Annotated in this window: 18 protein-coding genes; 7 read left to right on the top strand and 11 right to left on the bottom strand. The window is 32.0% G+C overall.

Features of this window, described 5'->3' with window-relative positions:
* Window positions 1-48 precede the first annotated feature (48 nt).
* Genes LQ677_RS13695 through LQ677_RS13685 form a run of 3 tightly spaced genes read left to right on the top strand, consistent with a single transcriptional unit; the run spans window position 49 to window position 2,543 of the window.
* Window positions 49-708 carry a response regulator transcription factor gene (locus LQ677_RS13695; RefSeq protein WP_204173474.1) on the top strand — a complete coding sequence of 220 codons (660 nt, stop codon included), beginning with the start codon at window positions 49-51 and terminating at the stop codon, window positions 706-708.
* A gap of 4 nt (window positions 709-712) precedes the next feature.
* Window positions 713-2,176 carry a sensor histidine kinase gene (locus tag LQ677_RS13690; RefSeq protein ID WP_239749038.1) on the top strand — a complete coding sequence of 488 codons (1,464 nt, stop codon included), beginning with the start codon at window positions 713-715 and terminating at the stop codon, window positions 2,174-2,176.
* Window positions 2,177-2,189: 13 nt separating this feature from the next.
* Window positions 2,190-2,543: a hypothetical protein gene (locus LQ677_RS13685; RefSeq protein WP_191836416.1), complete on the top strand. Its 354-nt coding sequence runs from the start codon at window positions 2,190-2,192 to the stop codon at window positions 2,541-2,543.
* Between the two features lie 639 nt (window positions 2,544-3,182).
* Here LQ677_RS13685 and LQ677_RS13680 read toward each other — a convergent pair.
* From LQ677_RS13680 to LQ677_RS13670, 3 genes are all read right to left on the bottom strand, one after another.
* Complete coding sequence (locus LQ677_RS13680; RefSeq protein WP_239749037.1) at window positions 3,183-5,309, bottom strand: SpaA isopeptide-forming pilin-related protein; 2,127 nt, start codon at window positions 5,307-5,309, stop codon at window positions 3,183-3,185.
* Window positions 5,310-5,604: 295 nt separating this feature from the next.
* The gene (gene yidC, locus LQ677_RS13675) at window positions 5,605-6,363 is read right to left on the bottom strand and encodes a membrane protein insertase YidC (protein WP_239749035.1); all 759 of its coding nucleotides are present in this window, start codon (window positions 6,361-6,363) and stop codon (window positions 5,605-5,607) included.
* 29 nt (window positions 6,364-6,392) lie between these two features.
* Window positions 6,393-6,662 carry a hypothetical protein gene (locus LQ677_RS13670; RefSeq protein ID WP_037590157.1) on the bottom strand — a complete coding sequence of 90 codons (270 nt, stop codon included), beginning with the start codon at window positions 6,660-6,662 and terminating at the stop codon, window positions 6,393-6,395.
* A 169-nt stretch (window positions 6,663-6,831) separates the two neighbouring features.
* Between LQ677_RS13670 and LQ677_RS13665 the strand changes: the two genes are divergently transcribed.
* Window positions 6,832-7,755 (top strand): ABC transporter substrate-binding protein, encoded by a 924-nt coding sequence (locus LQ677_RS13665; protein ID WP_206166652.1) that lies wholly within the window; start codon window positions 6,832-6,834, stop codon window positions 7,753-7,755.
* A 738-nt stretch (window positions 7,756-8,493) separates the two neighbouring features.
* Here LQ677_RS13665 and LQ677_RS13660 read toward each other — a convergent pair.
* From LQ677_RS13660 to LQ677_RS13635, 6 genes are all read right to left on the bottom strand, one after another.
* Window positions 8,494-9,858: an MFS transporter gene (locus LQ677_RS13660; RefSeq protein ID WP_204173478.1), complete on the bottom strand. Its 1,365-nt coding sequence runs from the start codon at window positions 9,856-9,858 to the stop codon at window positions 8,494-8,496.
* A 16-nt stretch (window positions 9,859-9,874) separates the two neighbouring features.
* Window positions 9,875-10,438: a cysteine hydrolase family protein gene (locus LQ677_RS13655; protein ID WP_191836696.1), complete on the bottom strand. Its 564-nt coding sequence runs from the start codon at window positions 10,436-10,438 to the stop codon at window positions 9,875-9,877.
* 118 nt (window positions 10,439-10,556) lie between these two features.
* Window positions 10,557-11,528 (bottom strand): FecCD family ABC transporter permease, encoded by a 972-nt coding sequence (locus LQ677_RS13650; RefSeq protein WP_204253277.1) that lies wholly within the window; start codon window positions 11,526-11,528, stop codon window positions 10,557-10,559.
* The gene (locus tag LQ677_RS13645) at window positions 11,525-12,511 is read right to left on the bottom strand and encodes a FecCD family ABC transporter permease (protein WP_103361815.1); all 987 of its coding nucleotides are present in this window, start codon (window positions 12,509-12,511) and stop codon (window positions 11,525-11,527) included. The genes LQ677_RS13650 and LQ677_RS13645 overlap by 4 nt, the downstream gene beginning before the upstream one ends.
* 70 nt (window positions 12,512-12,581) lie before the next feature.
* Entirely contained in the window at window positions 12,582-13,520 is a 939-nt protein-coding gene (locus LQ677_RS13640; protein ID WP_204173481.1) for an ABC transporter substrate-binding protein, read from the bottom strand.
* 209 nt (window positions 13,521-13,729) lie between these two features.
* Window positions 13,730-15,079: an amino acid permease gene (locus LQ677_RS13635; protein WP_204173482.1), complete on the bottom strand. Its 1,350-nt coding sequence runs from the start codon at window positions 15,077-15,079 to the stop codon at window positions 13,730-13,732.
* A 242-nt stretch (window positions 15,080-15,321) separates the two neighbouring features.
* On the opposite strand from LQ677_RS13635, the gene add reads away from it, so the two are divergent.
* A complete protein-coding gene (gene add / locus LQ677_RS13630) occupies window positions 15,322-16,299 on the top strand; it encodes an adenosine deaminase (RefSeq protein WP_204173483.1) in 978 nt (325 codons plus the stop codon).
* A gap of 56 nt (window positions 16,300-16,355) precedes the next feature.
* On the opposite strand, the gene LQ677_RS13625 is transcribed toward add, so the two are convergent.
* Window positions 16,356-16,730: a hypothetical protein gene (locus LQ677_RS13625; protein ID WP_204173484.1), complete on the bottom strand. Its 375-nt coding sequence runs from the start codon at window positions 16,728-16,730 to the stop codon at window positions 16,356-16,358.
* Window positions 16,731-17,177: 447 nt separating this feature from the next.
* Complete coding sequence (locus LQ677_RS13620) at window positions 17,178-17,807, bottom strand: NDxxF motif lipoprotein (protein ID WP_037590173.1); 630 nt, start codon at window positions 17,805-17,807, stop codon at window positions 17,178-17,180.
* Between the two features lie 173 nt (window positions 17,808-17,980).
* Between LQ677_RS13620 and bioB the strand changes: the two genes are divergently transcribed.
* Together bioB and LQ677_RS13610 are read left to right on the top strand one after the other, a co-directional pair.
* Entirely contained in the window at window positions 17,981-18,943 is a 963-nt protein-coding gene (gene bioB, locus LQ677_RS13615) for a biotin synthase BioB (protein WP_126477985.1), read from the top strand.
* A 148-nt stretch (window positions 18,944-19,091) separates the two neighbouring features.
* On the top strand, window positions 19,092-20,453 hold the full coding sequence (locus LQ677_RS13610; protein WP_159315977.1) for a CitMHS family transporter: 1,362 nt from the start codon (window positions 19,092-19,094) through the stop codon (window positions 20,451-20,453).
* Window positions 20,454-20,756 lie beyond the last annotated feature (303 nt).

Here is a 20,756-nt window from a genome sequence, read left to right as displayed (position 1 = left end):
TGTAGATACATATAAAATGAAAATATACAATAATATAGAGGTGTAAAAATGACTGCCAAAATATTAATAGTAGAAGATGATTTAGATATACAAACATTGATAAAAATATCCTTATCTAATAAACAATTAGGTGACATATATTTAGCAAGCGACAAACCAGAAGCTGAAGCAAAATTAAAAGCCCATCGCTTTGATGTCGTGTTGCTTGATTTAAACTTAAAATCAGAAAACGGCTATGAACTCGTGAAATATATTAAACATGAAGATACTAAACTTATTATCGTTACAGCGAAAGATTCTGATTTAGATGTTTATAAAGGATTTGAAAATGGTGCCGTAGATTATGTTAAGAAACCATTTGATCCTATTGAACTTGCTTATCGCGTTTCCGTACATATCAAAAATATCAATACGCATCATAATAAGAATTTGAAAGTCAATCTCGATACAACTGATGTCATCACAAATAACAAGAAGGCTAATCTAACATCAAGAGAATATGACCTTCTCGCTTATTTCATTAAAAATAAAAACCAAGTTTTAACAAAGAGTCAACTATACGAACGTGTATGGGGTTATTCAGTCAGTGTGGATGACAATACATTAATGGTTCACATACGTACACTACGCAAAAAAATAGAAGATGACCCGAATAATCCTCAACTTATACAGACAGTTCGAGGCAAAGGTTACATATATAGAGGTTAATGAAATGAATAAAAGATTCACATGGAAATTTACGAAATACATTTTTATTTTTCTTACGATTACTTTTATTATAGGTGTTATCGGCATATGGCTTTTCTTTACCAATGTTATAAAAATTGCTTATTCAGATTTAGATGAAGTTGATGATTTTTATATGGATTTTTCAATATCAAATGAAGAAAACGGCTATAAATTAAATGATGATTTAAAACAAAAATTAAAAGACAATCATGTTCAGTTGTATATTATCGATAAAAATGCCAATGTCCTTTATCCTAAAAAACAAATGAATTTGAAAAATAAAATTGTTGAAAACTTATATAATACACAAGCCATTCCTTTTCGCAGTGATGACTATAGCGTCATATTAATTTATCCAAAATCACATAGACATGCTATTCAATCAACAGAAAATATTGATACAAAGAAATTGATAAGTAGCTTGTATATCAATAATTATAATAAATATTATCATGTCGAAAAGGATAATCAATTAACATTTATAGATAATCCCGCATATCATAAAGTTCAATATACAGATGAGTTTAATGACATTGAAAATAAGACATTTAAATTTTTAGCATTAACATACCTATTGTTACTTTTACTCAACATGATTTTAGTGATTATTTTTGCATTTATCATTTCTAAAAGACTTTCTAAGCCATTATTCTTCTATACAGATTGGATAGAAAATCTTTCTAAAGGTAAATTGTTTAAGCCAAGCTCTAAACACTACAACAAAAGAAGCAAAAAATTATTTAAAGAACTTAATGATTCTGTAGAAAGTTTAAACTTACAACTGACTGAAGATAAAATCTATCAAAATCAAATTAATTACTACCGTGAGAAATGGCTTAATCAACTATCTCATGATTTAAAATCACCTTTAACATCTATTTATGGTTACGCCAAGCTCTTATCATCAGAAGAAATTGATACTAAGAAATATGCGATTTTAATTTCAGATAAAGCTGCATATATGACTGAGCTGATTGATAGTTTAAACAATAACTTCAGATACGAAACAGATCAAATGACCATTCATAAAGAATCATTCGATATTACTGAGACATTAAAGCAGCTGAGAAGAACCTTACAATATGACAAACTTGAAATTATCAATGAATTAACAGAACAAAAATTTTATGGCAATAAACTATATTTTGAACGTATGATGATGAACCTTATAGATAATAGTATCGATCATAATAAGTGTAACCCAAACATCGAAATCAACATTAAGAATATAAATGAAGGTTTAGAAATTAACTACAAAGATGACGGTGTTGGCATAAGCAAGACGACAGAGAAACACATGCTTCATTCAAATTACACAACAAAAGACAACAAAGAAGGACACGGTATCGGTTCAACAATCATCATGGATTGCATCACATTTCATAACGGAACCTTTAAAATTATGCCCTCTACAAAAGGTGTAAACTTCAAAATCCATTTAAATTAAGGAGCTGAGAAGAATGAAGGAGAAATTGTTTTATAGTGTGACGTATGGATTGTATATGATTTCAATTCTTTTATTAACCCAACTTATTATCTTCAACAAAGTGGATTTAGCGTCATTAATTGGTTCAATAATCGGAATTTCACTAGTTATGCCACTAGTTTTAGCAAGTGATATATATAAAAAAGAAAAATACAATATCTTTACTAAAGAATATTTAATACTATTTAGCTCATTAATTATCGCATTCATCTTAATAAGATTATTCGTTTCTCCCGATTACAGAATATATCCTATGATGGTGATTGTTGTTATCTTGATTACATATGATTTCATTAAGAGAAGAAAGAAAAAGAAGCTCGAGAATTGAGCTTCAGGTGTTTAAGTCACTAGACAAATTGTATTTTTTCATGATATTCTATAATCAAATAAAGGTAACGTGCTGGTACACGTTACCTCAACAAGCCCGTTTAAGTGACGGTAGCTGTATAATTATTTTAAAATAACCATTAACTAGCTAAAGTTGTGATGGTTATTTTTTTTGTCTTTTATTAATTACAATGACTACTTCAATAAACATTAGTACTAATATACTCATGCTTATTTTGAGTTGCATTGCAATTTCAATAGAAAACAAAGGCTATCCTCCTTTCTAAAGATTGTTTAAATACCTTCATAGGCATCAACCTCCTTAGATTGGATTAGCCACCATCTACCCAACTTGCTTGTGACATCATTATACCATTATATGTTTTTCTAATTCTATAAAAAACACATAAAATTTTAGTGAAGTTATATCTATACAAATACTAATAATTTATTTATAATAGAATTATAAGCCCGTTTAAGTGACGGTAGCTGTACATAATTTTAATAACCTTCTATATGCATGCTAAAGCGAATAGAAGGTTATTTTTTTATGTTTTTATTCATAAAAAGACGCTCAAAAATTGAGCGTCTTTTTTGTATAGTCGTTAGTCTTTATTTGCAATTAAGGCCAACATTTACCTTATTTTTGTTTTTTTCTAAAGAATAGTAATACAGATCCAATTGCTAATAATAATAGTATGCTTGCTGTTGTTATTATTGGATGATTTTGTATGACTTCACCTGTATTAGGCAATATTCCATCTTTATCATTTTTTTGTTTTTGTTGTGTTTTGTCAGATGTTACTGTCATATTTCCATCTTTTTCAGTATTATTTTTAGCTTGATCTTTATTTACATTTTCTTCACTTGATTTACCTGATTTTGCTTCTTCTTTATTTTGAGCTTCTGGTGTTGGTTTTTCATGTGTTGGGTTATCTGGTGTTGGATTATCTGGCTCTGGTTTGTCTGGATTTGGATTATCCGGTTTTGGGTTATCTGATTTTGGATTATCCGGTGTTGGGTTATCTGGTTTTGGATTGTCCGGTTTCGGATTGTCTGGTTTTGGATTGTCTGGTTTTGGATTATCTGGTTTTGGCTCATCCGGTTTCGGATTATCTGGTTTTGGCTCATCCGGTTTCGGATTATCTGGTTTTGGTTCATCCGGTGTCGGATTATCTGGTTTCGGATTATCCGGTGTTGGATTATCTGGTTTTGGATTGTCCGGTGTTGGATTATCTGGTTTCGGTTTATCTGGTTTTGGCTCATCCGGTGTTGGGTTATCTGGTTTTGGCTCATCCGGTTTCGGATTGTCCGGTGTTGGGTTATCTGGTTTTGGTTCATCCGGTTTCGGATTGTCCGGTGTTGGGTTATCTGGATCTGGGTTGTCTGGTTCTGGTTTATCTGGATCTGGCTTGTCTGGTTCTGGCTTGTCTGGATCCGGCTTGTCTGGTTCTGGTTTATCTGGATCCGGATTGTCCGGTGTTGGGTTATCTGGTTCTGGATCTTTAATGTTCACAACAGTCAAATTAATTTCTTTATCTTTTTCAAAATCTAATACAACCTTACTAGGAAAATCAGCTTCATTAATTTTATATCCATCTGGAATTTTAGTCTCTTTAAGCGTGTGTGTTCCACCTTTAATATTTTCAAAAACTAACGTCCCATTTGAATCAGTCGTTCCTTTACCAACTACTTCTCCATCTAAATTAACTAATTCAAATTCTGCACCTTCAAGTGGTTTTGAATTTCCTTTTTCATCATTTCCAACTTTAGAAATCACTACTTTACCACTATATTTTGCTAAATCTCCTTCTGCCTTACCGCCAGAGTTAATATTCTGAACAACAGCATTAGAATGCTCTATTATTTGTTTTTCATTTTTATCTATATATGTAACTGATGATTGATTTTCAAATGATTTCAATGAATTATCAGTGATCTTTGTTGAATAATAGACAATTAATTCATTGTAACTAGGTGTGTTGAACCTAATATTTATCGTTTTATTGGTAACATCAACATTTCCTAATCCAGCATTTTCAAATTCTTCAACTGTATAAAATCTTGGTTGTGCTTCATTTACTTGTTTTACCGATAATTGCAAGCTATCTTTATTTAATTCCATACCGCTTCCAATATTATCAGATATTAAAGCTGGATCATTTCCTCTAAAATAATCTTGCTTGTTATTGAATCTTATTGCCCATTGTATATTATTTACGTCATCTGGGAGTATCTGTCCGGTTTTATGAAATATCTCTTCCGATTTTCCTCCTGCAGAAGACCCATTATTTACAGTTATCACTTTAGTGATATTTGTATTTCCAAAATCTAAGTCAACTTTATGTGATCCTTCTTCTGATTTATTTATTTCTGCTTCAAAGAAGAATTCTCCTCTAATATTATCTAATTTTTCTACATTGTCATTAAAAGTACAATTAACAGAATTATTAGATACCTGACATGTACCAAGTTCTGTACCCTCAGAATTTTTCAAAGAAATTGCTGAATTAAATCCTAATAATTCCTTCGGGAGCAAAACTGATAAAGTATCGTTTGGTGAAATTTTAGTACCATTTCCGGCAAAGGTTACGGATATTTTAGTTCTTTCTCTATGTGAAAATTCACCATTAGAACCATCTTGTTTAGTAACATTGATGTCTTTAATAACATGGTTCGTTAAGTCCTTTGCTTGAACTTGATTGTTAAAACTAAAAATTTGTGTAAAAAGTAATAAAAACATAATTATAATTGAAACTTTCCTCATATTAACCTCCTAATTTTTGTATATTTTTGGTTATTATACCATTATTTATCGAAAATAAAAATATTTTCTAAACAAAATTGTTTGAAAAATATTTATATTATAGAAATTAGTTAGCTTTATCTAAAAGTTTATTTACTAATAATAAAATATAGTATTTCTATAAAAATAGTCACCTTTAATTCAATATACAAACATTTTATAAAAATTGATTATTCTTTTAACCCTGTCTAAAAAGTCATTAAAAAATGCCACTAAAGTCATAGACTTTAGCGGCATATCGAGCATCTTTTATTATTTATGAACTTGTTTGAAGTTCGTCTTCGTGATAATTAAAGTACTTATTAGATATATATTGTTGAACGATAAGTACAATCGCACTTGCACTCCAATATAATGGCAGTGCTGCTGGTGTGCTCATACTCACAATAAATATCATAATTGGACTAATATACATGATGTATTTCATTTGTCCATTTGATTCTTCTGGTAAATATTTTGTTGATAAATATGCTTGTAATAAATAGAGTACTCCGGCAATCAGTGCCATAAATATATTTGGTGTACCTAGGTTAAACCAAGCGAAACTATGACTTGCAAGTGCATCATTATGAGATATTGCAAAGTACAACGCCATTAGTATCGGCATCTGTATAATCATTGGTAAACATCCCATACCTAAAGGATTTATACCATGTTCTTTATATAAAGCCATCATTTCTTGGCTATATTGTGCACGTTCTTGTTCATCTTTAGCTGATTTCATCTTCTCATTAATTTCATCCATTTGTGGTTTTATTTTCTTCATTTTAAATTGCATTTTCTTCTGTCCTTTAAAAGAACGCAACATAAACGGCATAACAATTAGTCTTACACATATAGTAACGATGATAATGCCAATTCCGTAACTATTATTAAAGAATGATGCAAAGAATTTAATCAAATAAATGAATGGTTCTACTAATGAAGTATAAAATACACCACCTTCTTGTGGTGCACATCCACTTAGTAATATCGATACTACTAAAAATGCTAAAACTGTATATAATTTTTTCAAAATTTCTCCTCCAATATATTAATTATGCGTTAATATATTGGACTAGCGTCTTCTTCATCGACGGTTTTGGATAAGCAACGTGTTCTCCACCTTAAAATAGGGACTATCCATTCGAAAATGTATTGATCCTCTACTTCAGTTGAAAACCTTACAATCCAATCTTTGTGGAGCTTGATGTTTGCCTGCATTTGCAAGTAAACAAACAAGAGCGTTAATAACACAGGAATGAAATAATGTATGCTAAATGCAACATAATTAATTAATATCTCTTCACCTAACAACCCTATGAGCCATTCCATTACGCCTTCACTCCTTTCCAATTGAATTTACTACGTTCAATATACATGGTAAAAATATGATATTCAAATAATTACACTCTTTAAATTTCGCAAAACCTATTGTAATATCACTATATTTTGATACAATTGAGAAAGATTATCAATATCAATGAATTGGGGAGGCTTTTTAATGAAAAAGGTTTTAATTTTAGTATTAACGTTAATTTTATTTGTTGCAGCATGCGGGAACAACAATGACAATAAAGACTCAAGTAGTAAGAAAGATTCAAACTCTGATACAAAATCATTTACGATGGATAATGGTAAGAAAGTTGACGTACCAAAAAATCCTAAACGAATTGCAGTATTACATCCTACATATGTCGGCGCATTAGTTAAATTTGATCATACTCCAGTAGCGGTACCAGAATTTATTAATCAAAATAAAGTACTTAAAGATGTTACGAAAGATGCTAAGAAAATCGATCAAACAAATGTTGAACAAGTTGCAAAATCTAAGCCAGACTTAATTATTACAAGTGCACAAGACAAAAACCTTAATAAACTTAAAAAAATTGCACCTACCGTTACTTTTGATGCAATGACTTCTACATATAAAGATAATACAACTAAATTAGCAGAATTAGTCGGCGAAGAAGATAAAGCCAAAGAATGGATTAAAGAGTGGGATAAAAAGCTTAAAAATGATAGAGAAGAATTAGATCCACTTATTAAAGGAAAAACAGCGACAGTCTTACAACAAACACCAAAGGGACTAATGGCATTCAGTGATGAATTAGGTCGAGGTACTGAAATCTTATATAGCGGTTGGGGATTAAAACAACCAGAAGACCTTAAGAAAGCAACAGAAAAAACAAATGCTATCTCAATAACACCAGAAGAATTCGATAAATATTTAGGTGACTTTGTTGTAATCGCAGCAAACGGAGATCAAAAAGCACCATTCGAAGATACAAATGTTTGGGCAAATACAGAAGCTAAGAAAAATGATCACGTCGTTAAATTCGATGTATCAGAAACACAATATAACGACCCAATTTCATTAGAAAAACAAAGAGAAATATTCTTAAAAGCATTTAAAGAAATGAAATAAATATGAAAAGAGCTAGGATACGTGTCCTAGCTCTTTTTTTGATGGAGAATGTGAAATTGGTTGGAGTTGTGGCTTTACTCTGCACTTAAGCCACGACTTGGACTATCTCTTGGCTTTATTCACACATTAAGCCACGACTTTAGCGATCTCTTGGCTTTATTCAACACTTAAGCCACGACTTTGGCGATCTCTTGGCTTTACTCACACATTAAGCCACGACTTTGGCTATCTCTTGGCTTTATTCACTACTTAAGCCACGACTTGGACTATCTCTTGGCTTTATTCACTACTTAAGCCATGACTTTGGCGATCTCTTGGCTTTATTCACTACTTAAGCCACGACTTTGCTCATCTCTTGGCTTTATTCACTACTTAAGCCATAACTTTAGCGATCTCTTGGCTTTATTCAGTACTTAAGCCATAACTTGTACTATCTCTTGGCTTTATTCAGGCATTAAGCCACGACTTTGGCTATCTCTTGGCTTTACTCACACATTAAGCCACGACTTTGGCTATCTCTTGGCTTTACTCACACATTAAGCCACGACTTGGACTATCTCTTGGCTTTATTCAGGCATTAAGCCATAACTTTAGCGATTTCTTGGCTTTATTCAGTACTTAAGCCACGACTTTGGCTATCTCTTGGCTTTACTCACACATTAAGCCACGACTTCTAACTCTAAGCATCCACTCCAAAACTTACCCGACCCTCTCTCTAACTTCAGACAACCCGCAGTCTTACCTTGCGCTTAATGAACGTCTGCTTACAAAGGTTAGAATGATGATAACTACGCCTATTAGCATACAGAATAACCCTAATTCATGTATACCATTTGTGATGTGGTCACCTTTGAATAATGTACTGATGAGAGTGGATGATACGATTGCTCCGATATACATCGCAGTTCTTAATAATCCTGCTGACATGCCTATCATTGATTTTGGTGCTTGATGATAAAGTGCATTTTGGTTTGCTAAATTTAATAATCCTTGTGGCACACCGAAAATTGCTGCTAATAATATTAATATCCATAATGGTGTATCAGCTTGTATGAATTGAAATCCAATCATTGTTATGAGTGCACAAATTGTTCCTAAATATAGTTTGAACTTGATTGATAGTCTTGTGCCTGTTAACTGTGCCATAAAAATTCCAACTAAGAATTGTGGTATCATCATGAGTCCTGCATGTGCTGCAGTCAACCCCCTACCCTCTTCTAACCATTGAACATATCCATATAGCACGCTATAAGAAATAACTGCTGTAAGTAGAGATCTTACATACGTGTTGTTTAAGGCACCATTATGACCAAGGACTCTTAAATCAATGAATGGCTTTTTAGATTTGAGTTCAACAATGACAAAAGCAACTAAACTGAACAGTCCAATTATAAATAGATAAAAAATGGATTGATCTGGCTCCATAAAGAAAATCATCCATGTTGTTAAAGTAATTGTAAACAACGTTATACCTATAAAGTCTATCTGTTCTTTTAATGCATTTAATTTTTTCGGACTTTCAACTTTTGGATAATATAAAAATCCAAATACGAATGACAGAATGGAAAGTGGAACATTAACTAAGAATATTGCTTGCCAACCGCCACTGTGAATTAACAAACCACCGATTGTTGGACCAATAACAGAAATCGTCTGATTGGATATCGATAACATTGTTAATATTTTACTTGGACTATCTTTACCTGTACGCTTACCCTCATAACTGATTAAATACATTGCTGAAGGATAACCTGCACAAGTACCAATACCTATAAGAAATCTTGCTAATACTAATCCATAAAAAGATGGTGTAAAAATCGCACTCAAACTTGCTACACCTACTAAACTTGTAGCAAATAAAAACAACCCTCTAGGACCAAATATATCTATAAGCTTACCTATCACTGGTTGACCAATACTCGTTGCTAAATATAACGATGACACAAGCCATGTCGTTTGATAAAAAGGTATATCAAAAGCTTGTGCAATTGGTATAAGTGCAACAGCTAACATAGAAGAGTTGATAGGATTCAATATTGACCCTAAAATCATTGGAGGATATAGTTTCGTATTAAAGGTTTCCTCACTCGAAACTTGACGCATATAAATTATCTCCTATCTATACGATTGTATTTGACCAATCTATCGTCTCAGTTACTTCCGCATACCTAGGAAAAATTTTATCAATGAGAAATTGATGTGTTTCAAGATCTCTGTCTGTCATCGCATCTGATAAGACCGTTAATTCAAAGTCTTTGTCTGCCGCTTCAACTAAAGTAGATAATACAACACCACTCGTTACCACACCTGTTAAAATAAGGTGATCAATTTGCATACCACGCAATAACACTTCTAAATTACTACCTGTAAAAGCACTAAAGCGATGTTTTGTAACAACAACTTCATCTTCATTTGGTGCAAGTTCGTCTATAATTTGAGTTGATGCATCATTCACACTCATTTGTTGTCCACTTGCTTTAATTCGTGAAAATGATTTGTTGTGAGGTGACACTTCATGAAATCCTTTCGAAAAAGCGACTCTCACAAAAATAACGGGAATTTGATGTTTCCTAGCACTTTCGATAGCCTTTTTGTTTTTATCGATAATTTCACTCGAATTAGATAAACTACCAACAATACCATTTTGCATATCCATAACTAATAAAGCAGATTGATTAGACATACTTACACTTCCTTAATATTCTTTTTAATGCAATGTTATCACAGCCATATTTCTCAAGAAATAATTATGCCTATCAAAAAAGCCGAAACAATCATGACTGTTTCGGCTAAATAACTCATTACACACTTTGAGATTTTTTTAATAAATATAAGAAATAAGGTGCACCTATAATGGCTGTTACTACACCTGCAGGAATTTCGAGTGGTGGAAACAACCCTTTACCTATTGCATCTGCTACTAATAAGAATATTGAACCTATTAAAGCTGACAATGGTAACAATTTAATAGCTTTCGGTCCTGCTAATAACCTTGCTATATGAGGTGCAATTAAGCCTATAAAGCCAATTGTTCCTGTTACTGACACAACAGATCCAACACAAATTGCTGCCATTACAAGATATACATTTCTAATAAGTGATACTTTTTCACCTAAACTGACAGCAGATTCATCACCTAAACTTAATATGTCAATTTTACGAGCAAATAAGAAAATAAGCGGCAACACCACTATGCCAGGTATAAAGAACCATAAGTCATCATAATTCCGTCCCCACACACTTCCTGACAACCACAATAATGTCGTATTAATATTGTCTGGATATCTAATCATGAAATATTGAAGACCCGCCTGACATATCGCACTTAAAGCAACACCTATTAATGCAATGGTGTATGTACTTGCTTGGAACAATTTGCCGATAAGCATAATAAGCATGATGAGTACAACTGCACCTATAAATGAAGCAATACCTAAGAAATAAAATGGTAGTGCTGGTAACAATAATGTTTGTGCGACTGCAAATAATCCTGCTCCTTTTGTAACACCTATGATATCTGGTGATGCTAAAGGATTTCTCAATAAACTTTGGACAATAGCACCTGATACACCTAATAAGGCTCCACCAATCAATGAAATAATCATTCTTGGTAATCGATAATTATATACAACAAAATCATAATCATCTGAAAAGCCAGAAAATGTAGATATAATCTTTGATGTACCTATAAACTGAGAACCTACTTGTAGATTAATGAATAATGCGACCAATAGTACGAGTGAAACGATGATATATTTCCATTTAAGTTTCATCCTTTTTGAACACTCCTTCCATTTTTACATAAGTAAAGGAAGAATGGTCCGCCTATTAAAGCTGTTACAATTCCGACAGGCGATTCATAAGGATAAGCAATAATATGTGATAACGCATCTGAATAAACGAGTAACACTGCACCAATAAGTGCTGTTAATATAATATGCCTTTCATAACCGCCTCTAATCAACCTCTTAGAAATATGAGGTGCAATTAAGCCTACAAAGCCAATTGGACCTGCAACAGATACTGATGAACCAGCTAGAATAATAACCATCAATCCAAATACGATATAAATCAGTTTCTTATAAACACCTAAACCTGTAGCTAAATCATCACCAAGTGAAATAACCGTTAAATGTCTCGCTAACATAATTGTGATAATCGTACCGATTACAAACCATGGTAATAAGACTTCCACACTATCCCAATCTTTACCGTTTAACGAACCTGTTAACCAATATAGAATATCTGTGGCGTTTTCGTTCATTAATATCAACACTTCAGTGACTGAAGATAGTAGTAAATGAATGGTCATACCCGCTAATGCTAAACGAACTTGATTATTCTCATGTCCATAAATAAAGGTATACACAATCACGCCACCTAAAATCGCACCAATAAATCCAATATACGCACTTTGGTTACCATTATAATCAGGAAAGAAAACTAATGCCGCAACAAGTACTAACGAAGCACCGGCATTAATACCAAAAGTTTGAGGTGAAGCAAGTGCATTTCTCGTAATACCTTGCATGATTGCACCTGCTAGCGCTAAACTCACACCAACCATAATCGCAACTAATAGTCTTGGCAGTCTTACCGTTCTAATAATTAATGTATCTTTCGAATGATCATTATGTAATAAAGCATGAAATATCGTTTTAAAACTCATAATTGATGAAGCAAAGCTTAAATTTATAAAAATGCCTATTATTAAAATTATGACTGTTGCTATAATGATTATCGTTTCTTTTTTCATAACATCACCAACTCAACTCAGAAATAAAACAATGAACGGACAATTGTATGTACGTTCATTGTTCAAGTATTTATTTCTCTTCGTTATATTTTTCTAAATCTTTTATGATATAGTCATTTGCATTAATACCTCTAAATCTTGTCCAGAAGTCTCTATCTACTTGGTATATTTGACCTTTTTTATATGCTTTAAGATCTTTCCAAATCGCTTTTTCTTTCCAATCATCTGTTATTGGATGCTTTTTGTCAGTTGTAAAAATGATTTTATCCGGATTAATTTTAGATAAATTTTCTAGATTAATATCTTCATATGCATTTTTAGATTCTACAGCGTTGTCTAATCCCAATTTCGTTAATAGTTGACCAGCATAAGAAGTAGAAGTATGAGCTTGGAATGCATCTTCCCTCGCAACAGCTATCATCACTTTTTGACCTTCGTTTTCTTTTGTATCTATTTTATCTTTAGCTTTTTTAATTTTTGAATCTTGCTCTTCAAGTAATTGATTCGCTTTATCTTCTTTACCTAAAGCTTTACCAATTGTTTTAAATGAGCCATTCACATCATCGTAGCTTGCTTCTCTACTTTTCAATACAAGTGTTGGTGCAATTTTCTTCAAGTCTTCACTTATACCTTTATGACGTTGAACATCGGCTATAATCAAATCTGGTTTAAGCGAACTGATTGATTCTAAGTTTGGTTGTTTACGCGTACCAACTGATGTATATTTCACATCTTCACCATATAATTTTTTAATAATTTCTTTCTTATTATCATCCGCAATACCCACTGGTGTATTGCCAAGATTCTTAACTGCATCTGCAAAAGAATACTCTAACACGACAATGTTTTTAGGATTCTTTTTAACTTTTTGAGTACCTAATTCGTCTTTTATTTCTATTGTTTCAGATTTCTTAGCACCTGCTTCACTACCTTTATTATTGCCACATGCTGCTAGAAACATTGCTGAAACAACTAATACTGCCATAAAAATTCTTGAATATTTATTCATGATGTCCTCCTATTAATTGATAACTGTTATCAATTGTATTATATTCATAAAATAATGTCTATAGTCAATTTTGAATATTTAATTTATAAATCCCTTTATTTAACTGTTATATAACAATTCGTAGTTATAAAATAGATTTACTTTATTTTGATTCAGACTATAAAAAAATACATATACATTCAAAATGTACATGTATTTTTATTCATATATTATGGTTTTTTAATAAATGCGTATAAACTAATGATCGCAATAAATACAATCCCAATAATGACTGAGATTCTTGTTTCAGCGTTGAACAACATGCCAATGACAACTAATACAAGCATAATAATTGTGATTATATTACTAACCGGTGCGAATGGCATCTTAAATGGATGATCTTTAATTTGTTCTCTCTTTCTAAAATTCATATGACTAATTAAAATAGCAAACCAAGGTACCATACCTGGAAGCACACCTGCACTGAACACATATACAAATATATTCGTATCTTTACCTAATATCAGAGGTAATACAATATCTAAGACGATACCGAAGAAGATACCAATTGATACTGCGATAACAGCTATATGTGGGACACCATTTTTATTCGTTCTATAGAATATTTGAGAAATTTGCTTTTGTTTAGATAACGTATAAAGCATACGACTCGTACTAAAAATACCAGAGTTACACCCTGACATTGCTGCTGTAATCACAACAAAGTTAATAATAGTTGCAGCTGCAGTGATACCTACTTTTGCAAATGTCGCAACAAACGGTGAACCAATTTGATTCACTTCATCCCATGGATAAACAGTTACAATAACGAAAATCGAACCGATATAGAAAATTAATATTCTCCATACAACACCGTTAATAGCTTTTACTATATTTTTCTGTGGATCTTTCGTTTCACCTGCAGTAATACCAATTAATTCAATACCAATATAAGAACCAAATACGATCGATAATGCAAAGAAGAAACCACTTAGACCACCTGTGAAGAAACCACCACGATCCCATAAATGACTGATTCCAATCGGATTAAAGTTATTACCTATTCCAAAAAGTATTAACCCTAACCCTGCAATAATCATTAATATAATCGTTACAACTTTTACAGCGGCAAACCAAAATTCAAATTCACCAAACCACTTAACAGAAACTAAGTTTGCAGAAAGCAATATAAGAACGACAGCTAAACCTGGTATCCATGAAGGTAAATCTGGCCACCAAAATTTAAAATACGACCCTACTGCTATAACTTCACTCATACCGACAATAATCCAGTTAAATGTACTACTTCCAGCGGTTACGAATGAAAATGACGGGTGAATATAATCATTTGCGAACTTAGCAAATGAACCCGTGTCTGGATAAACGTAAACCATTTCACCTAACGCTCTCATAATTAAAAATACAAATACACCTGCAATCGCATATGCTAATAACACGGATGGTCCTGTCCACTTAATCGTACTTGATGCCCCCATAAATAAACCAACACCAATTGTGCCACCAATCGCAATCATTTGCATTTGTCTTGACGTTAACGCTCTTTTCAAATTATTATTCATGTCTGACCCTTCTTAATATGTATGTACTAAATTTTGAAACTGTAATTTTAAAAATATTCTATAAATATAGCATTTTTAATAATTCGAAACCAAGAATTTTCAGATAAAAAAATAATATTTTTATAAACTTTCTCACAAATTCTACACATTTGTGCTAAATACTACCAGATATTTCTGAATTTGTTTATAATATATAACTATATTTAAAAATCATACCAATAGATAAAGAAAGGATATTCCCAATGTCTACAATAAATGAAGTAGCAAAAACAGAGTTACACTGTCACCTAGACGGTTCTGTTAGCATCGAATTAATCCAGCAACTCGCACGAGAACAACATGTATCTATTAATTTAGAAGATATTCAAGTAGACCAAAATTGCGAAAGCTTAGATGACTACTTAAAATCTTTCGACACCATTTTAAAAGTTTTACAAACAAAAGATAGTTTAGAGAAAGCAGTTGTCGATGTCGCACAACAAGCACATCACGACAACATTAAATATATAGAAATACGATTTGCGCCACTTTTCCATACAGATAAAGGCTTAAACATTGAAAAAATTTTAGAAGCTGTTAACAACGGAGCAATCGAAGCTGAAGATACATATGATATTAAAGTCAATTTGCTAATTTGTGGCATGCGACATCACGACAACCAAACAAACATTGAACTATTTAAATCAGTAGATCAGTTAAATACAACCAATCGTCACATTGTAGGTTTTGATTTTGCAGGTCCTGAAGAAGCATTTCCTACAAAAGTCATACAGGAAGCCATTCAACATTCTACAGATTCTGGCCACCACTTAACATTGCATGCCGGTGAATGCGGATGTATACATAATATAATAGAAGGAATCGAACTCGGTGCACGAAGAATAGGACATGGCGTTGCTGCAATTCAAGACAATCAAGCATTATCATACATTAAACAACACAACGCATTATTAGAAATTTGTCCAACGAGCAACTTACAAACAAAAGCAATTCAATCAGTAGAAGAACTTAATATTAGAAAGCTTATAGAACAAGGCATTCCATTTAATATTAATACAGATAATAGAACAGTTTCGAATACAAACTTAAACAAAGAATATCAACTCTTGTACAACCATCAGTTGTTAACAATACCAGAAATGAAAGACATTAATATTAAAGCAATAGACCATGCATTTATATCAGACATTGAAAAAGAACAATTAAAGACGAAATATTAAAATACCAAAAGGCTGAGACAGATCGTACTGTCCCAGCCTTTTAAGTTTCTTGATTATTATTTACCTGATTCTTTTTTTATGAAATATTTATTTTCAATAATGTAGCCGATAAAGATAACAATACACCAGCCAAGCATATACAAAATATTTGGTCCACTATCACTTTGGTATGAACTGAAAATATATAGAATCATTAATACAAAGATTATTATGTTAATGATGAGCCTAAATATCATAAAATGCTTCAAATTTTTTGCTTCCTCTTGTCCCTTTAGCCAATCTCTAAACATCATGAAAATGATTAATACAGGAGATATACATATCAAAATTTGTTCAAGATTTAGGAATAAACCCAACAACAAACATATTCCTATCATGATAAATACAAATATCAACGTTAATAACTCTCTATTTTTAATTAATTGTTTCATCATACAACCACCATCTTTCAAAATAACCTTTTAGCTTTTATCCAAATTCGTGTTCATATTGTTTTGTTTAAGGAAATATTTATTTTCAATAATGTCAGCGATAAATGATATTATAAGCCATGCAAACAAGTATAAAGACTTTATGTCTTCTCGATAAATACTTAAAAAATATTGAACCAATAATACAACACCTATTAAGAGTACAATTAGCCTATAGGTCATAAAATGTTGTATGTTCTTGGCTTTTTCTACACCTCTTAACCAATCACAAAATATCACCAATAATATACACAATGGAACCATGAAAACGAGCATTTTCGGAACTGACATAAATGAATATAGAAGCGCTCCAATTACAAAGATTAAAAACAAGCTTGCTCCTCTTATTAGTGTTTGATTCTCTAATAGTCGCTTCTGCATACAACCACCATCTTTCAAAATAACTTTTTACCTTTTAAACGCATTTGTCGTCACATTGATTTGTTTAAGGAATTTTTCTATTTTTGCTTGTTGTCTACCATTTACATTTTGACTATCTGGTACGATATCTTTTATATCTTTTGTTGAGATGGTACCTTTTTCTGCTTTATCTTCTATTTTTTGCACTTGTTGGTCTAAATTTTTAACTGTTTGATTGTAACTTGTAAAGTACTGACTGATTCTATTTGTTTCTTTTTGATAGCCTTTTGGGAGTGTATTATTTTCTATATAATTTGAGAAGTTCTGGTCATTCTTTTCTAAAAGTTTTCTACCTTCTTCTAATTGATCTGCTTCTCTCTTCGTTAAAGGTTGTTCGTCCCATACTTTTTCTTCAATCTTTGTTGTCACTTTATAAATACTTTCACTTGTATCTAAATAACGTTGAATACTTTTATGTATTTCTGACTTTGATAATTTTTCATTTGTTAAATCAGATTCAAATACAACAGTAGGCAACTTAGCATTTTCATGTTTATTTGACTGCTGTTCTGAATTATTGTGCTCATTATCTTTACTTGCTGAACTTTCTTCGTTTCCACACCCTACAAGTAATAAAGCTAAACTACTATATATAATGACTGATTTAAACCCCTTCATTTTATCTCCCCTATGTATAATTTAAACCTTTCAATATATATGCTATCACTAGTTCATTGTAATTTCTACCATATTTTAGCAATTAATCATTAATTGTTAACCTTAAAAATAATTAGGTTTACAATTAAGAATATTATTAGTATTCTATTAATAATTATAGAGGGGGAATTTTAATGACTTTAGGAAATAACGTAATCAATGGTCATCACTTAACATTTGATGAAGCTTTAAAAATTTATCAAGATGAATCGATTGATACATTAACACTTGTTCAAGAAGCTTATAAAGTTCGACATCATTATTATGGTAAGAAAGTAAAACTGAATATGATTTTAAATGCCAAAAGTGGTATTTGCCCCGAAGACTGTGGTTATTGCGGACAATCAAGAGATGTTAAACAAAAATCTCAAAGATATGCACTGATTCCGGAGAATCAAATTGTTGAAGGTGCTAAAGTGGCTTCTGAAAATAAAATTGGAACTTACTGTATTGTTATGAGTGGTCGTGGTCCTAGCGATAAAGAGATTTCTCACATTACTGATTCTGTTGAGCAAATTAAAAGAAATCATCCTCAACTTAAAATTTGTGCATGTCTCGGATTAACAAATGAACAACAAGCAGAGTCTCTTAAAAACAGTGGTGTAGACCGATATAATCATAATATAAATACTAGTGCTAACTATCATGATGAAGTTGTGACAACACATAGTTTTGATGATCGTGTAAATACAATTAATATAATGAAGGAAAAGAATATTTCACCATGTTCTGGTGTGATTTGTGGTATGGGTGAATCTGACGAAGATATTATCGATATGGCTTTTACATTGAATCAATTAGATGCTGATAGTATTCCAGTCAATTTCTTACATCCTATAAAAGGTACGAAGTTTGGTAGTATGGATGACTTAACACCTATGAAATGTATTAGAATTCTATGTATGTTTAGGCTCATTAATCCTACAAAAGAAATACGTATTGCTGGTGGACGTGAAGTAAATTTAAGATCGCTTCAATCATTATCACTCATGGTTGCGAATTCTATTTTTGTTGGAGACTATTTAATTACTGGTGGTCAACCAAATCAAATGGATTATGACATGATTCAAGATTTAGGATTTGAAATTGATTATTAAAGTATTATTAGAATTTTCAAATTATTATATTAATTTTTAATGTAAAATGATATAATAAACATATGCTTTCTATTACACTTTAATGTGTTGTAGAAAGCTTTTTAATTTTTAATAATGTAAGCGCTATATTAAACTGAGGGGGATAAAAATGGAAGAACCAAATACGCTGCTGACAATAGTTGGACTCGTTATTATTATTTCAATTGTCGCAATGTTAATTATGAAAAAAATTAGTCCAGTTGTAGGAATGATTTTAATACCTGTAATTGGCGCATTAGTCATTGGTCATGGATTTGGAGATATTCGAAAATATGTCGAATCCGGTATTGATCAAGTATTTAATGTCGCAATCATGTTTATTTTTGCAATTATCTATTTCGGTATTATCTCAGATAGTGGTTTATTCAGACCTTTTGTTAGAGGAATGATTAAATTAACACGAGGTAATATTATTATCGTAGCAATTGTTACAACGATTATCGGTACTTTTGCACAATTAGACGGTGCTGGTGCCACTACTTTCTTACTAGCAATTCCTGCTTTATTACCATTATACAGGGCACTAAAAATGAGCCCATACTTATTAGTACTACTTCTTGCATTAAGTGCAGCAATTATCAACATGGTACCTTGGGGAGGACCAATGGCAAGAACCGCTTCAGTTCTTAAAGTCGATAATATCAACGACTTATGGTATCAAGTTATACCTATTCAACTAGTCGGAATCGTACTCGCAATTCTATTCTCTATCTATTTAGGAATCCGCGAAAAAAGACGTATTGCTAAAGCTTTTCCTAATGAAGATGTTGTGAAAATCAATATGGATGAAATTATTGCAAACTATGAAAAAGACCAAGAAGAGAATGCTACTATTAAAGGTGAAGCTACTAAGCATACTTACATACTTTGGCTCAATTTAATACTTACAGTCATCGTCGTAGCTATGATGTTATTAGATATTGTTCCACCTGAATTTGCATTTATGCTCGGTGTCGCAATCGCGTTACCATTAAACTTTAGAGATGTCGACGAACAAATGGAGCGTATTCGAGCACATGCACCAAATGCCTTAATGATGGCAGCTGTTATATTAGCAGCCGGCGTCTTCCTAGGAATACTTAATGAAACAGGTATGTTAGAATCGATTGCATTATCGTTAATTGCAGTATTACCAACAGTTGTAGGACCATATTTACACATTATAATCGGTGTATTAGGTGTTCCTTTAGATTTATTAACAAGTACAGATGCTTATTATTTCGCTATCTTACCTATAGTAGAATCAACAGCCAGTCAATTTGGTGTTCCATCACAATCAACAGCCTTTTCACTTATGATAGGTAACGTAATCGGAACATTCGTCAGCCCATTCGCACCAGCAGTATGGTTAGCCGTTGGACTTGCAGAAATCAATATGGGTAGATATATCAAATACGCATTCTTCTGGGTTTGGGGCTTCTCCATCCTAATGCTATTTATCGCTATCTTGATGGGCATTGTGACGATATAGAATGTGATTTTTGAAAAAAGTGAGGATGTTTAGGGTTTAAGGAAAGACTTTGACGATCTCTTAGCTTTATTCACTACTTAAGCCAAGACTTGGACTATCTCTTGGCTTTATTCTGGCGTTAAGCCACGACTTTGACGATCTCTTGGCTTTATTCTGGCGTTAAGCCACGACTTGGACCATCTCTTGGCTTTATTCTGTACTTAAGCCACGACTGTACTGAACCCAAAAATCTAAACCTTAATTAGTATATTATTTCAAAGGTTTGTCTCCTGTAATTTTTGGGAGATAAGCCTTTTAATTTTG

The sequence above is a fragment of the Mammaliicoccus sp. Q-M61 genome, assembly GCF_022386055.1.
Classification (GTDB): domain Bacteria; phylum Bacillota; class Bacilli; order Staphylococcales; family Staphylococcaceae; genus Mammaliicoccus; species Mammaliicoccus sciuri_A.
This window is presented reverse-complemented; position numbering and strand designations above follow the sequence as displayed.